Raw genomic sequence first — 15,407 nt, 5'->3', positions numbered from 1 at the left:
CTCGCTTTTTGGTGTCATCTGCCGTCGCTTACTTGTGGTAAGGGGCAGACAGCTCATGGACCGCCTCGACAAAGACGCCGGCATTTTCCGGCGGTACGTCGAGATGGATACCGTGGCCCAGGTTAAAGACATGGCCCGTGCCTTCACCGAAGCCGGACAGAATACCGGCCACTTCTTCACGAATACGCGCTGGCGACGCGTACAGCATGGACGGGTCCATATTGCCTTGCAGGGCCACTTTGTCACCCACACGGCGCTTGGCATCGGCAATATCAATGGTCCAGTCCAGGCCCACCGCATCACAACCGGTTGCCGCAATCGCTTCCAGCCACATACCGCCGTTTTTGGTAAACAGGGTCACAGGGACACGACGGCCTTCGTTTTCACGGATCAGACCATCGACAATCTTGTGCATGTACTGCAGCGAAAACAGCTGGTAATCACGCGGGGTCAATACGCCACCCCAGGTGTCAAACACCATCACTGACTGGGCACCGGCTTTGATTTGGGCATTCAGGTACTGAATCACACTGTCAGCCAGTTTATCCAGCAGTGCATGCAGAACCGCAGGTTCGGCGTACATCATTTTTTTGATTTTTGTAAACGCCTTAGAGCTGCCGCCTTCCACCATATAAGTAGCCAGCGTCCACGGGCTGCCGGAAAAACCAATCAGCGGCACTTCACCCTGCAAATCTTTGCGGATTTGACGCACCGCATTCATCACATATTGCAGCTCACCTTCCGGGTCAGGGATGCCTATCTTATCGACATCGGCTTTACAGGTGATCGGACGCTCGAATTTTGGCCCTTCACCGGTTTCAAAATACAGCCCCAGACCCATAGCATCCGGAATGGTCAGGATGTCAGAAAACAGGATAGCGGCATCCAGCGGAAAACGGCGCAGGGGTTGCAAAGTCACTTCGCTGGCCAGTTCAGCATTCTTGCACAGCGACATAAAGTCGCCCGCCACACCGCGGGTCGCCCGGTATTCTGGTAGATAACGGCCTGCCTGACGCATCATCCATACAGGGGTGCAGTCAACCGGCTGCTTGAGTAAAGCACGCAGATAGCGATCGTTTTTCAATTCTGTCATTGTCAACATCCTGGCAAATAATTGAGTACATTGTAACACCCCGATCCGGCATCAGCAGCTATGCATTCACCCTGAATGGTAATTAATGCCGCTTAGCGCACATCGCTTGCAAACAGTACAGTTTGAGCGTCACCGGTTTCATTTTTGGCAATCTAATGTTGCAGATATTTTAATCAATACCCTATCTGTTCTCTGATACTGTTATTAACAGCCAACATCGGCTACTGCAAAGATTGGAGGACCTATGAACCTGCAAGTTGTTATCGAATTTACTGAAACCGGTGTGTACAAAGACCGCTGCTGGGAAAACTCTTTCAAAGCCATGAAAGGACAGCTGCACAAAGTTACCCCGCATTATGCCGCGCATCTGATCAAGCATTCTAAAGCCGTTTTCCGCGGACTGCCAGAAAGCCACTCTGGCTAATAGGAGCCTGGCTCCTGTTTCAGTAAAAGTCTTCCTGGCATTTACTGGTCACCATCCTTCCGGATTGCTGCTTCCTGCCTGATGGTCTCGCAAGTAGCCTGAATAAGACGATGGGCAATCGTCCCTGGCGGCGCGATCTGCGGTAACTGATCGTGTTTAAACCAGCGGGCATCAACCAGCTCTTCGTAATCCGGACGGATAACACCACTTTGGTGTTCAGCCAGAAATCCCATCATGATATTGGACGGAAACGCCCAGGGCTGACTGTCAAAGTAGCGGATATTGGTCACCTCAATACCCGTCTCTTCTTTGACCTCACGAGCCACACATTGCTCCAGGGTTTCTCCGGCTTCGACAAAGCCGGCAATAACGGTATACATGCCACTTTTGTGGCGGGGATGCTGCGCCAGCAAAATGCTGTCCTCTTTCTTCACCGCAACAATAATACAGGGAGCAATGCGCGGATAATGGTAGCTGTCACAGGCCTGGCATCGCATGGCGTGTGCACTGTCGGCCAATGTCGTTTTCCCGCCGCAGGAAGAACAAAATGCCTGCGTCTCGCGCATATAGGATAACTGCATCGCTTTTCCGGCCAGCGCAAACAGATCCTCATCTTCGTGAAGTAATTCCCTGAGCGAATAAAATTTTTTGTCGACCAGTAAATCAGGATCTTCCAGCCATCTCACCGGACATCCCTGATGAAAGCCGATCACTTTGGATCCGGTGAGATCCCTGTCAGTAAAGCCCTCTAGTGTAAGTGGTAACTTACCATCCTCTAAGTAAATTCTGCGGTCACGAATGACACACCAGTAGCTGTGTTCTTGCTTTTTTGACATTAGCTGCTCCTCCATCCTTGCAGGGTATCAGTTTTGCTGGCAATCTAAACCTAACAGTGGAATTTGGCTTTGCCATATTGGTACTCTTAGTGTCACTAAGAGTTTGACAGGTATTGTTTTCGGCTCCTGCGTCTTGCGGGGCGATCATGAGGACATGGTCATGCTTAGTAAATTCGAACAAGTGCAAAAACAATGGGGTGGCAACAATGATGTCATCGATCATTGGCTGATGTCGAGGCAGCAGCTGCTGATAGATTACTGCAAATTAGCAGGCTTACCTCCCTTTGAAAATAAATCCCGGCAACTTCCCACGTCATCGCAGCTCCAACTCTTCAGCCAGCAACTGGTTGATTACATCTCCGAAGGCCATTTTAAAATTTACGACAAGGTGATGGCAAGGTGGCAGGCGACCGGATATTCCCCGACCACAGAAATCTCACAGCTCTACAACAAAATTACAGATACCACAGATCCCTTGCTGAATTTTGCCGACCGCTATTGTGAGATCACAGACGACAGTGATGATTGGGATGATTTTGATAACGAACTGTCCCTGGTGGGTGAACAAATCGAATTGAGGTTCGAGCTGGAAGACGATCTGATTGAACTGATCAGTGAGAGCTTAGCCGTTCCACCCGGCGCTTAATCACAGCCTGTTACACGCTGTGCTAGCAATAACAGGTAATCAGAATCTCTGATTACTGTATGCGTCTTTGTCTGTATAAAATCGGCCAAGACCCAGCAATATTCAAGCAGCTGAAAACACATCACGGACTGATTAATCATAAAAACAAAAGGCACCCCTGAGGGTGCCTTTTTCAGTTTTCGGTTACGTAAGAACCAGGCAGATCTTAATCTTCGTCGTTCAGACCGGCATTAAGCAGTGCCGCCAGGTCTTGAGACGCCTGCTCGGCATCAACCTGTGGCTCTACCGGCGCCAGATCCGCATCACGACGACGCTGACGTTGCTGGTGATAAGAGAAACCTGTACCCGCTGGGATCAAACGACCCACGATGACGTTTTCTTTCAGACCACGCAGCTCATCACGCTTACCGGCAACTGCGGCTTCAGTCAGTACGCGAGTCGTTTCCTGGAACGACGCGGCAGAGATGAAGGACTCAGTAGCCAGAGACGCTTTGGTAATACCCAGCAGATCACGCTCAAACAGTGCAGGCTGTTTGTCTTCAGCAATCAGCTGACGGTTGGCGATGTTCACGCGGGAGAATTCCACCTGCTCGCCTTCCAGGAACTCAGAGTCACCCGGAACCGTAATGGTTACCTTACGCAGCATCTGACGGATGATAGTCTCGATGTGCTTATCGTTAATCTTAACGCCTTGCAGACGGTAAACTTCCTGAACCTCGTTCACGATGTATTCTGCTACCGCGTGAACGCCACGCAGACGCAGGATATCGTGCGGCGCTTCCGGACCATCGGCAATCACATCACCTTTCTCAACTTTCTCGCCTTCAAAGACGTTCAGCTGACGCCACTTAGGAATCATTTCCTCATATGGCTGGCCATCAGTTGGGGTGATGATCAAACGACGCTTACCTTTGGTCTCTTTACCGAAGGACACTGCACCTGTGATTTCAGCCAGGATAGCAGGCTCTTTCGGCTTACGCGCTTCGAACAGATCCGCAACGCGTGGCAGACCACCGGTGATATCTTTCGTACCGCCAGATTCCTGAGGAATACGAGACAGCGTGTCACCGATACCAACCGCAGAACCGTCTTCCAGCTGAACAATGGCTTTACCCGGCAGGAAGTACTGCGCAGGCATATCTGTACCCGGAATCATGACATCGTTGCCTTTGTCATCAACCAGTTTCACCATTGGACGCATATCTTTACCTGCACCGGTACGCTCTGAACCGTCCAGGATTACGATAGAAGACAGACCCGTCAGGTCGTCCGTCTGGCGAGAAACCGTCACACCATCGATCAGATCCACAAACTGGATATGACCTGCCACTTCAGTAATGATTGGCATTGTGTGTGGGTCCCAGTTCGCCACCACTTCACCGGCTTCAACTGCATCGTTGTCGCCTTTGCCCAGCATCGAACCGTAAGGCAGCTTGTAGCTTTCCTTGGTACGACCGAACTCATCAACAATAGTCAGCTCAGCAGCACGCGAAGTGATCACCAGCTTGCCATCGTTGTTGGTTACGAACTTGGCATTGTGAAGCTTCAGAGAACCTTTGTTCTTCACCTGAATGCTGTTTTCTGCTGCCGCACGCGAAGCCGCACCACCGATGTGGAACGTACGCATCGTCAGCTGTGTACCTGGTTCACCGATGGACTGTGCCGCCACAACACCGACTGCTTCACCCTGGTTAACCAGGTGACCACGAGCCAGGTCACGACCATAACAGTTACGGCAACAACCGAAGTCGTTTTCACAGGTCACAACAGAACGCACTTTAATCTGGTCAACTGAGTTGTCTTCCAGAATGTCACACCACTTCTCGTCCAGCATAGTGTTGCGTTGAACCAGTACTTCTTCAGTACCCGGTTTTAGCACATCATCAGCCACGACACGACCCAGTACGCGATCACGCAGTGGTTCTTTAACATCACCACCTTCGATCAGCGGCATCATAGTGATACCTGCGTGCGTACCACAGTCATCAGCTGTGATCACCACATCCTGGGCAACGTCTACCAGACGACGAGTCAGGTAACCTGAGTTCGCTGTTTTCAGTGCCGTATCCGCCAGACCTTTACGCGCACCGTGCGTGGAGATGAAGTACTGGAGTACGTTCAGACCTTCACGGAAGTTCGCTGTGATTGGCGTTTCGATGATCGAACCATCTGGTTTCGCCATCAGACCACGCATACCCGCCAACTGACGAATCTGTGCAGCCGAACCACGAGCACCGGAATCGGCCATCATGTATACGCTGTTAAACGATTTCTGTTGTTCTTCTTTACCTTCGCGGTTGATAACTGTGTCAAACGACAGGTTATCCATCATCGCTTTAGCAACCTGTTCGTTCGCGGTTGCCCAGATATCGATAACTTTGTTGTAACGTTCGCCAGCGGTTACCAGACCCGACTGGAACTGATCCTGAATTTCTGCAACTTCCGCTTCAGCTTCAGCGATCTTGGTGTACTTAGCGTCTGGTACTACCATGTCGTCGATACCAACAGATACGCCAGACAGTGCCGCGTAAGCAAAACCTGTGTACATGATCTGGTCAGCAAAAATGACGGTTTGCTTCATGCCCAGTTCACGGTAACAGGTGTTCAGCAGGTTCGAGATCTGCTTCTTGCCCAGCGCTTCAGTGTTCACCAGGCTGTATGGCAGACCCTTAGGCACGATTTGCCACAGCATGGCACGACCAACAGTGGTATCCACCAGCTGGGTGTTTTTCACCAGCTCGCCTTGCTCGTTTTTCACGTGCTCGGTGATACGCACTTTCACACGGGCATGCAGTTCAGCATTGCCGGTGCGGTACGCTTTCTCTGCTTCAGCAGAGCCAGCCAGGTACATGCCTTCGCCTTTGGCGTTGATCTTGTCACGGGTCATGTAGTACAGACCCAGTACAACGTCCTGAGACGGTACGATGATTGGATCACCGGATGCTGGCGACAGAATGTTGTTCGTCGACATCATCAGCGCACGCGCTTCCAGCTGGGCTTCCAGCGTCAGCGGTACGTGAACAGCCATCTGGTCACCATCGAAGTCGGCGTTATAAGCCGCACAGACCAGTGGGTGCAGCTGAATCGCTTTACCTTCGATCAGTACAGGTTCGAACGCCTGGATACCCAGACGGTGCAGTGTTGGTGCACGGTTCAGCATCACCGGGTGTTCGCGGATCACTTCGTCCAGGATATCCCAAACGACAGCTTCTTCACGCTCAACCATCTTCTTGGCAGCTTTGATCGTCGTCGCCAGACCACGGGTTTCCAGCTTGCCGTAGATGAATGGCTTGAACAGCTCCAGAGCCATTTTCTTCGGCAGACCACACTGATGCAGACGCAGGTATGGACCAACGGTAATAACCGAACGGCCTGAGTAGTCAACACGCTTACCCAGCAGGTTCTGACGGAAACGACCCTGCTTACCTTTGATCATGTCAGCCAGAGATTTCAGCGGACGCTTGTTCGAACCCGTAATGGCACGACCACGACGGCCGTTGTCCAGCAGTGCATCCACAGACTCTTGCAGCATACGCTTTTCGTTACGTACGATGATGTCTGGTGCAGCCAGATCCAGCAGGCGCTTCAAACGGTTGTTACGGTTGATCACACGACGGTATAGGTCGTTCAGATCTGAAGTCGCAAAACGACCACCATCCAGCGGTACCAGAGGACGCAGATCCGGCGGCAGTACAGGCAGTACTGACAGGATCATCCACTCTGGGTTGTTACCGGATTGAACAAATGCTTCTACCAGCTTCAGACGCTTGGTCAGCTTCTTGCGCTTGGTTTCAGAGTTGGTTTCTTCCAGCTCTTCACGCATCAGTTCGATTTCAGCATTCAGATCCATGTTGGCCAGCAGTGCTTTCACTGCTTCGGCGCCCATGCGCGCGTCGAACTCATCGCCCCACTCTTCCAGCGCGTCCAGATACTGTTCTTCAGACAGCAGCTGACTACGCTCAAGATTGGTCATGCCAGGTTCGATAACCACATAAGATTCGAAATAAAGCACGCGCTCAATATCACGCAGCGGCATGTCCATCAACAGACCGATACGGGATGGCAGTGATTTCAGGAACCAGATGTGGGCAACAGGAGAAGCCAGCTCAATATGACCCATACGCTCACGACGTACTTTGGTCTGAGTAACTTCTACACCACATTTTTCACAAATCACGCCGCGGTGCTTCAGGCGTTTGTATTTACCACAAAGACATTCATAGTCTTTGACCGGGCCAAAGATACGTGCACAGAACAGACCGTCACGCTCAGGCTTAAAGGTACGGTAGTTAATGGTTTCTGGCTTTTTCACTTCACCGAAAGACCATGAACGGATCATGTCAGGTGAAGCAAGACCGATTTTGATCGCATCAAATTCTTCGGTCTTGTGCTGTGCTTTCAGAAACTTAAGTAAGTCTTTCACATTCGGCTCCTGTGAGGAGTTGACCCATAAAGGCGCCGTGGCGGCGGCGCCTTCATATTGATACCGGATTCAAGTCGTACTGACAGCGTCAGGATTACTCGTCTTCCAGCTCGATGTTGATACCCAACGAGCGGATCTCTTTTAACAATACGTTAAAGGATTCCGGCATACCTGGTTCCATACGGTGATCACCATCGACGATGTTCTTATACATCTTCGTACGGCCATTCACGTCATCCGATTTCACTGTCAGCATTTCCTGCAGCGTATAAGCTGCACCGTAAGCTTCCAGTGCCCACACTTCCATCTCACCGAAGCGCTGACCACCAAACTGAGCTTTACCGCCCAGTGGCTGCTGGGTAACCAGACTGTACGAACCAGTAGAACGGGCGTGCATCTTGTCGTCGACCAGGTGGTTCAGTTTCAGCATGTACATGTAACCGACAGTTACAGGACGCTCAAACTTCTCACCGGTACGGCCATCAAACAGATTCAGCTGACCAGATTCCGGCAAGTCTGCCAGTTTCAACAGCTCTTTGATTGCTGGCTCTGGCGCACCGTCAAAGACTGGTGTCGCGATCGGCAGACCTGCACGCAGGTTCTCAATCAGGGTACGAACTTCATCATCAGACATAGATGCAATATCAACATTCTGACGGGTATCGCCCAGATCATAGACCTTCTGAAGGAATTCGCGGAACCTGTGCAGTTCCTGCTGCTCTTTCAGCATCTGATTGATCTTGTCACCGATACCTTTTGCCGCCAGACCCATGTGAGTTTCCAGGATCTGACCGATGTTCATACGCGAAGGTACACCCAGCGGGTTCAGTACGATGTCGACTGTCTGGCCTTTCTCATCGTAAGGCATGTCCTCAACCGGACAAATCTTCGAGATAACACCCTTGTTACCGTGACGGCCGGCCATCTTATCACCAGGCTGAATACGGCGCTTAACGGCCAGATAGACCTTCACGATCTTCAGGACGCCAGGGGCCAGATCATCACCTTGGGTGATCTTACGACGCTTGGTTTCGAATTTCTTATCGAACTCAGATTTCAGCTCGTCGTACTGCTCTGCCAGCTGCTCCAGCTGGTTTTGCAGTGACTCATCATCCAGAGTCTGAGAAAACAGCTTCTCACGGTCCATGGCAGACACACGCGCGTCATCATAACCGGCAGACAGCAGCAGAGTACGGACACGAGCCAGCAAACCACCTTCCAGGATCTGGAATTCTTCGGTGATGTCTTTCTTCGCTTCTTTCAGCTGCATCTCTTCAATTTCGAGTGCACGCTTGTCCTTCTCTACGCCATCACGCGTGAAGACCTGAACGTCGATGATGGTACCAGACACAGAGTTAGGTACACGCAGCGACGAGTCTTTCACGTCAGAGGCTTTTTCACCGAAGATGGCACGCAGCAGTTTCTCTTCCGGTGTCAGCTGAGTCTCACCCTTCGGCGTGACTTTACCAACCAGAATGTCGCCACCCTTCACTTCCGCACCGATGTAAACGATGCCGGACTCGTCCAGCTTGGACAGGGCCGCTTCACCCACGTTCGGGATGTCTGCTGTGATTTCTTCCGCACCCAGCTTAGTATCACGCGCCACACAGGACAGTTCCTGGATGTGGATAGTCGTCAGGCGATCTTCCTGAACCACACGCTCAGAGACCAAGATGGAGTCTTCGAAGTTGTAGCCGTTCCAAGGCATGAACGCGATACGCATGTTCTGGCCAAGAGCCAGCTCACCCAGGTCAGTAGACGGACCATCAGCCAGCACGTCACCACGTGCTACAGGTTCTCCCGGCATCACAGTTGGACGCTGGTTGATACAGGTGTTCTGGTTAGAACGGGTGTACTTAGTCAGATTGTAGATGTCGATACCCGCTTCGCCCGGTACCAGCTCGTCTTCGTTCACTTTGATCACGATACGAGACGCATCAACCGACTGAACCATACCGCCGCGTTTAGCCACCGATGTTACACCGGAGTCCACCGCTACCGCACGCTCAATCCCTGTACCTACCAGCGGCTTATCAGCACGCAGAGTCGGTACGGCCTGACGTTGCATGTTCGCACCCATCAGGGCACGGTTCGCATCATCGTGCTCCAGGAACGGGATCAGGGACGCTGCCACAGATACGACCTGGTTGGTTGCGACGTCCATGTACTGAACGTGATCACGTGGGTGAAGACCAGATTCACCTTTGTGACGGGCAGTGATCAGCTCATCGGTAAAGCTGCCGTCTTCTTCAAGAGCGGCGTTCGCCTGAGCGATAACAAACTGACCTTCTTCAATCGCTGACAGATAATCAATCTGGTCGGTAACCTCACCATCAACCACTTTGCGGTATGGTGTTTCCAGGAAACCGTACGGGTTACAACGCGCAAATACAGACAGCGAGTTGATCAGACCGATGTTCGGACCTTCAGGAGTCTCGATAGGACACAGACGACCGTAGTGCGTGGCGTGAACATCTCGAACTTCAAAGCCTGCACGCTCACGCGTCAGACCGCCTGGACCCAGGGCAGAAATACGACGTTTGTGCGTCACTTCTGACAGAGGGTTGTTCTGATCCATAAACTGAGACAACTGAGAAGAGCCAAAGAACTCTTTCACGGCTGCTGAGATAGGCTTGGCGTTGATCAGATCCTGTGGCATCACAGCATCCAGATCACCCAGGCTCAGACGCTCTTTCACTGCACGCTCAACACGCACCAGACCGACACGGAACTGGTTTTCAGCCATTTCGCCAACACTACGGATACGGCGGTTACCCAGGTGGTCGATATCATCAACTTCACCTTTACCGTTACGAATGTCGATCAGCTTACGCATCACGTCGATAATGTCGTCGTGATCCAGCGTGCCAGAACCTGTTGTTTCTTCACGAACCAGAGAGCTGTTGAACTTCATGCGGCCAACCGCAGACAGGTCATAGCGATCTTCTGAGAAGAACAGGCTTTCAAACAGCTGCTCAGCCGCTTCACGCGTTGGTGGCTCACCAGGGCGCATCATGCGGTAGATTTCAACCAAGGCGCTCAGACGATCCGTGGTACTGTCAATACGCAGGGTATCGGACATGTACGGACCGTAATCCAGGTCGTTGGTAAACAGCACTTCGATGGCTTTGTGGCCAGCCTGAGACAGCTTCGCCAGAATTTCCAGGCTCAGCTCTTGGTTCGCTTCAACAATCAGCTCACCCGTGTCTTCATTCACATAGTCACGTGCTGACACTTTGCCCACGATGTACTCAACAGGTACTTCGATGTGGTCAATGTTATCTTTCTGCAGCTGACGGATATGACGCGCAGTAATACGGCGGCCTTTCTCAACGTACACAGTACCGTTCGCTTCAATATCGAAGCTCGCAGTTTCACCGCGCAGACGGTCTGGCACCAGCTCCATGACCAAAGACTTGCCTTGTACTTCGAAATTGATTTTCTCGAAGAACAGATCAAGGATTTGCTCAGTGGTATAGTTCAGCGCACGCAGAATGATAGACGCGGGCAACTTACGACGACGGTCAATACGAACGTAGACGTTATCCTTTGGATCAAATTCGAAATCCAACCATGAACCACGGTAAGGAATGATGCGTGCGTTATAAAGCACTTTACCTGAGGAGTGGGTTTTACCCTTATCGCTGTCGAAAAAGACGCCCGGGCTACGGTGCAGCTGGGATACGATAACCCTCTCGGTACCGTTAATAACGAATGTACCGTTATCTGTCATGAGCGGAATTTCGCCCATGTAAACTTCTTGTTCTTTAATGTCTTTTACTGTGCCAGCTGGTGCGTCCTTGTCATACATAACAAGACGTAATTTCACGCGCAGTGGCGCGGAATATGTTACACCACGAATCTGACATTCTTTGACATCGAACACCGGCTCACCGAGACGATAGCTAACGTATTGCAGCTCGGAATTGCCGTTATAGCTCTGAATTGGAAATACAGAGCGAAAGGCAGCTTCTAGACCGTAATGCCCTTCAGGATCCTGCTCGATGAACTTATCAAAAGACTCAAGCTGGATCGACAGCAAGTAAGGTATGTCCAATACTTGAGGACGCTTACCAAAATCCTTACGGATACGCTTTTTCTCGGTATAAGAGTAAACCATAGGTTCCTCAGATCGCTGATAAGTGATCCAAACTACCTCTAGTAAGAGGCAGTGACTAATAACATTGTTTGTAGCAGGAACAGCACTGGTATACAGGCTGTGATTTGCACGGGAAGCGGTTGCAAAACAATGTGAAAAACACCACTACCCTACAGCGCAAAAGGGCCGGTGGCTTTTTAGCCACCAGCCCATAGCCATAAAGGCTAAGAAATTAAGTAATAATTACTTGATTTCAACAGATGCACCAGCTTCTTCCAGCTGAGCTTTCAGAGCTTCAGCTTCAGCTTTCTCAACACCTTCTTTCAGAGGTGCTGGAGCGCCGTCAACCAGTGCTTTAGCTTCTTTCAGGCCCAGACCAGTTGCGCCACGTACTGCTTTGATTACAGCAACTTTGTTACCGCCAGCAGCAGTCAGGATTACGTCGAATTCAGTTTGCTCTTCAGCAACTGCTTCAGCAGCACCGCCAGCAACTACTGCTGCAGCAGCAGTAACACCGAACTTCTCTTCCATTGCTTCGATCAGTTCAACAACTTGCATTACAGACATTTCTGCAACTGCGTCTAGGATTTGCTCGTTAGTGATAGACATAACAATTCTCTTTTAAAGTCAACAATTAGTTTAAATAGCAACCAATAAAAAGCCAAACTTATTAAGCGGCTTCTTTCTGATCGCGAATAGCTGCAATAGTACGAACCAGCTTGCCAGCAGAAGCTTCTTTCATGCACATCATCAGACGTGCGATAGCTTCGTCGTAAGTTGGCAGTTTCGCCAGAACATCTGCATCAGTCAGTACGCCTTCGAATGCAGCAGCTTTGATCTCGAAATTTTTGTTCTCTTTAGCAAAGTCTTTGAAAAGACGTGCTGCGGCACCTGGGTGCTCAGTAGAGAAAGCCAGCAGAGTAGGACCTACGAAAGTGTCAGCAAGACACTCGTAGTTAGTACCTACTACTGCACGACGAGCCAGAGTATTACGAACAACACGTACGTAAACACCCGCTTCACGCGCTTGTTTACGCAGAGTCGTCATAGCACCCACGGCTACGCCACGAGAGTCAGCAACAACTGCAGACAGGGCACCACTGGCAGCTTCGTTGACTTCAGCAACAATTGCCTTTTTGTCTTGAAGGTTTAAAGCCATTGGATTTGCTCCTGGATTGTGTTTACCCACTCACTGCAAAATTGCAGGAGAGTTTGTACGGCGCAGATCCAAGAAAGACAGTATATCAATCATGTTCCTGGCACCGTCTACGTAGGCTGAATTATTAAGTTCAGAGAACACCTACGGTCTAGGACGAAGATCCCGGCAGAATACTGCCCAGATCTTAGCCATTAATTCGAAACGCAGGATTATACATAATCCCAGCGATTCTGCAAATATTAAACGTTAGCGTCCAGAGTATTCTGGTCTAGCGCTACACCTGCACCCATAGTGGTAGAGATGCTAACTTTCTTGATGAAAGTACCTTTAGCTGATGCAGGTTTTGCTTTTTTCAGCGCAACCAGCAGAGATTCCAGGTTAGCTTTCAGTTTGTCAGCGTCGAAATCAACCTTACCGATAGTGGTGTGGATGATACCGTTCTTGTCGTTACGGTAACGAACCTGACCTGCTTTAGCATTCTTCACAGCTTCAGCAACGTTAGGTGTTACAGTACCCACTTTCGGGTTTGGCATCAGGCCACGAGGACCCAGGATAGTACCCAGCTGACCAACAACGCGCATTGCGTCTGGAGAAGCGATAACAACATCAAAGTTCATTTCGCCTTTCTTAACCAGTTCAGCCAGATCTTCCATACCAACCAGATCTGCACCCGCTTCTTTCGCTGCTTCAGCGTTAGCACCTTGAGTGAAAACCGCTACGCGGACGTCACGGCCAGTACCGTGTGGCAGTACAGTTGCGCCACGAACGTTCTGATCAGATTTACGAGCATCGATACCCAGGTTAACTGAAACGTCAACACTTTCTACGAATTTAGCAGTAGCCAGTTCTTTCAGCAGAGCAACAGCTTCGTTGATGTCGTACTCGCGAGTAGCGTCAACTTTCTCACGGATTACGCGCATACGCTTAGTTAGTTTTGCCATTGTCTTAACCCTCAACTACCAGACCCATTGAACGGGCAGTACCCGCGATAGAACGCTTCATCGCTTCGATGTCGGCGCCAGTCATGTCTGCAGCTTTAGTTTCTGCGATCTCTTGGATCTGAGCTTCAGTCACTTTACCCACTTTTTCAGTGTTAGGACGGCCAGAGCCTGACTTAACACCAGCCGCTTTCTTCAGCAGAACTGCAGCAGGTGGAGTTTTAGTAACGAAAGTGAAAGAACGGTCGCTATAAACAGTGATAACCACTGGAGTTGGCAGACCTTTCTCCATTGAATCTGTTTTGGCGTTAAACGCTTTACAGAATTCCATGATGTTCACACCGTGCTGACCCAGAGCTGGACCAACTGGTGGAGATGGGTTTGCCATACCAGCTGCAACTTGCAGCTTGATGTAAGCTTCTACTTTTTTAGCCATTGCTTAATTACCTTAATTTGGGTTCAAACGTCTGCTTTTGGCAAACAGACTCCCCGTCTAACGAAAGGGCGCGAAATTATAGTGTAATTCCACGCCCTTGACAATATGACTTGATTACTTATTGATCAGTTTTTCTCAACCTGACCAAACTCCAGTTCAACCGGAGTTGCACGGCCGAAGATAGAGACCGAGACTTTCACACGGCTCTTGTCGTAATCGACTTCTTCAACCACACCGTTAAAGTCAGCAAACGGACCATCCGTCACGCGAACCACTTCACCCGGCTCAAACACAGTTTTGTGCACAGGCGATTCACTCGCCTGCTGCAGACGATTAAGAATTGCAGCGGCTTCTTTGTCTGAAATTGGCGCCGGGCGGTCAGATGTTCCGCCAATGAACCCCATCACACGAGGAATACTACGTACCAGATGCCAGGTTTCATCATTCATCACCATCTGTACGAGAACGTAACCAGGGAAGAACTTACGCTCGCTTTTGCGGCGCTGGCCAGCACGCATTTCCACCACTTCTTCTGTCGGTACCAATACCTCGTCGAAGTAGTCTTCCATGCCATGCATCTTGATATGTTCACGTAGTGACTGTGCAACACGCCCTTCAAAACCAGAGAAGGCCTGCACAACATACCATCGTTTTTTTGGAGCTTCGCTCATGAACTCTTACCTCTATACACCGGTAACCAGGCGGACCAAACGGACCATAATGCCGTCGATGCCCCACAGGGCTAACGCCATAATGACAGTGACAGCTAAAACGATAAAGGTTGTCTGCGTAGCTTCCTGACGAGTTGGCCACACTACCTTGCGGACTTCCATGCGCGATTCACGGGCAAAAGTGATCGCTGTTTTACCTTTTGCTGTTAGAGTTGCAACACCACCTGCAGCGGCAACCAAGACCACTACAGCTGCGGCACGCAACGCTACAGATACATCACTGTACAGGTAATTACCAACCACCGCGGCTGCCAGCAGGGCAAATACAACAACCCATTTCAGGCTATCCATGCTACTAGAGCTGCTTTGGTTTTCGGCATTCGCTTTCATACAACCAACCTGTAACTTGTCTCAATATAGACGAAAATAACCTCGCAGGTAGCGAGGCTTCTAAGGATTAAGTGAATCCCTTTCGTAACGCTCTGTACACCTTAACGCATTTTTTACTCGGCACACTGACCAAAAAATACGCTAATCTGAGGCGGAGCGTAGAAAAAGGGCATCAAATGATGCCCTTTTTCGTGCCTTGTCGTCAAATATTATTCAACGATCTTAGCAACAACACCAGCACCAACGGTACGGCCACCTTCACGGATTGCGAAGCGCAGACCTTCGTCCATTG

The 15,407-nt window shown here is 50.4% G+C and carries 13 protein-coding genes; 2 read left to right on the top strand and 11 right to left on the bottom strand.

Features of this window, described 5'->3' with window-relative positions; translation table 11 throughout:
* Positions 1 to 28: 28 nt before the first annotated feature.
* Positions 29 to 1,093, bottom strand: coding sequence for a uroporphyrinogen decarboxylase (gene hemE, locus P0Y67_RS13460; protein WP_337112313.1), 1,065 nt, complete (start codon positions 1,091 to 1,093; stop codon positions 29 to 31).
* Between the two features lie 244 nt (positions 1,094 to 1,337).
* Between hemE and P0Y67_RS13455 the strand changes: the two genes are divergently transcribed.
* Complete coding sequence (locus P0Y67_RS13455) at positions 1,338 to 1,517, top strand: hypothetical protein (RefSeq protein WP_202602162.1); 180 nt, start codon at positions 1,338 to 1,340, stop codon at positions 1,515 to 1,517.
* Between the two features lie 41 nt (positions 1,518 to 1,558).
* Here the strand turns inward: P0Y67_RS13455 and nudC are convergent, their stop codons facing one another.
* On the bottom strand, positions 1,559 to 2,353 hold the full coding sequence (nudC, locus tag P0Y67_RS13450) for an NAD(+) diphosphatase (protein ID WP_342392258.1): 795 nt from the start codon (positions 2,351 to 2,353) through the stop codon (positions 1,559 to 1,561).
* A 160-nt stretch (positions 2,354 to 2,513) separates the two neighbouring features.
* On the opposite strand from nudC, the gene rsd reads away from it, so the two are divergent.
* A complete protein-coding gene (rsd, locus tag P0Y67_RS13445) occupies positions 2,514 to 2,999 on the top strand; it encodes a sigma D regulator (RefSeq protein WP_337112315.1) in 486 nt (161 codons plus the stop codon).
* A gap of 205 nt (positions 3,000 to 3,204) precedes the next feature.
* On the opposite strand, the gene rpoC is transcribed toward rsd, so the two are convergent.
* The 9 genes from rpoC to P0Y67_RS13400 all read right to left on the bottom strand — a co-directional run.
* Positions 3,205 to 7,422, bottom strand: a complete 4,218-nt coding sequence (rpoC, locus tag P0Y67_RS13440; protein ID WP_161446821.1) for a DNA-directed RNA polymerase subunit beta' — start codon at positions 7,420 to 7,422, stop codon at positions 3,205 to 3,207.
* Positions 7,423 to 7,516: 94 nt separating this feature from the next.
* Complete coding sequence (gene rpoB, locus P0Y67_RS13435) at positions 7,517 to 11,542, bottom strand: DNA-directed RNA polymerase subunit beta (RefSeq protein WP_337112316.1); 4,026 nt, start codon at positions 11,540 to 11,542, stop codon at positions 7,517 to 7,519.
* A gap of 222 nt (positions 11,543 to 11,764) precedes the next feature.
* Entirely contained in the window at positions 11,765 to 12,130 is a 366-nt protein-coding gene (gene rplL / locus P0Y67_RS13430) for a 50S ribosomal protein L7/L12 (RefSeq protein WP_027254128.1), read from the bottom strand.
* A 61-nt stretch (positions 12,131 to 12,191) separates the two neighbouring features.
* Positions 12,192 to 12,680 carry a 50S ribosomal protein L10 gene (rplJ, locus tag P0Y67_RS13425; RefSeq protein ID WP_027254129.1) on the bottom strand — a complete coding sequence of 163 codons (489 nt, stop codon included), beginning with the start codon at positions 12,678 to 12,680 and terminating at the stop codon, positions 12,192 to 12,194.
* 239 nt (positions 12,681 to 12,919) lie between these two features.
* On the bottom strand, positions 12,920 to 13,621 hold the full coding sequence (gene rplA / locus P0Y67_RS13420) for a 50S ribosomal protein L1 (RefSeq protein WP_027254130.1): 702 nt from the start codon (positions 13,619 to 13,621) through the stop codon (positions 12,920 to 12,922).
* 4 nt (positions 13,622 to 13,625) lie between these two features.
* Complete coding sequence (gene rplK, locus P0Y67_RS13415) at positions 13,626 to 14,054, bottom strand: 50S ribosomal protein L11 (protein ID WP_027254131.1); 429 nt, start codon at positions 14,052 to 14,054, stop codon at positions 13,626 to 13,628.
* Positions 14,055 to 14,179: 125 nt separating this feature from the next.
* Complete coding sequence (gene nusG / locus P0Y67_RS13410; RefSeq protein WP_027254132.1) at positions 14,180 to 14,725, bottom strand: transcription termination/antitermination protein NusG; 546 nt, start codon at positions 14,723 to 14,725, stop codon at positions 14,180 to 14,182.
* Positions 14,726 to 14,737: 12 nt separating this feature from the next.
* The gene (secE, locus tag P0Y67_RS13405) at positions 14,738 to 15,115 is read right to left on the bottom strand and encodes a preprotein translocase subunit SecE (RefSeq protein WP_342392257.1); all 378 of its coding nucleotides are present in this window, start codon (positions 15,113 to 15,115) and stop codon (positions 14,738 to 14,740) included.
* A gap of 209 nt (positions 15,116 to 15,324) precedes the next feature.
* On the bottom strand, positions 15,325 to 15,407 hold an 83-nt coding region (locus tag P0Y67_RS13400; RefSeq protein ID WP_244592946.1), incomplete at its 5' end, for an EF-Tu C-terminal domain-related protein.

The sequence above is a fragment of the Photobacterium sp. SP02 genome, assembly GCF_038519165.1.
Taxonomy (GTDB): Bacteria; Pseudomonadota; Gammaproteobacteria; order Enterobacterales; family Vibrionaceae; genus Photobacterium; species Photobacterium halotolerans.
This window is presented reverse-complemented; position numbering and strand designations above follow the sequence as displayed.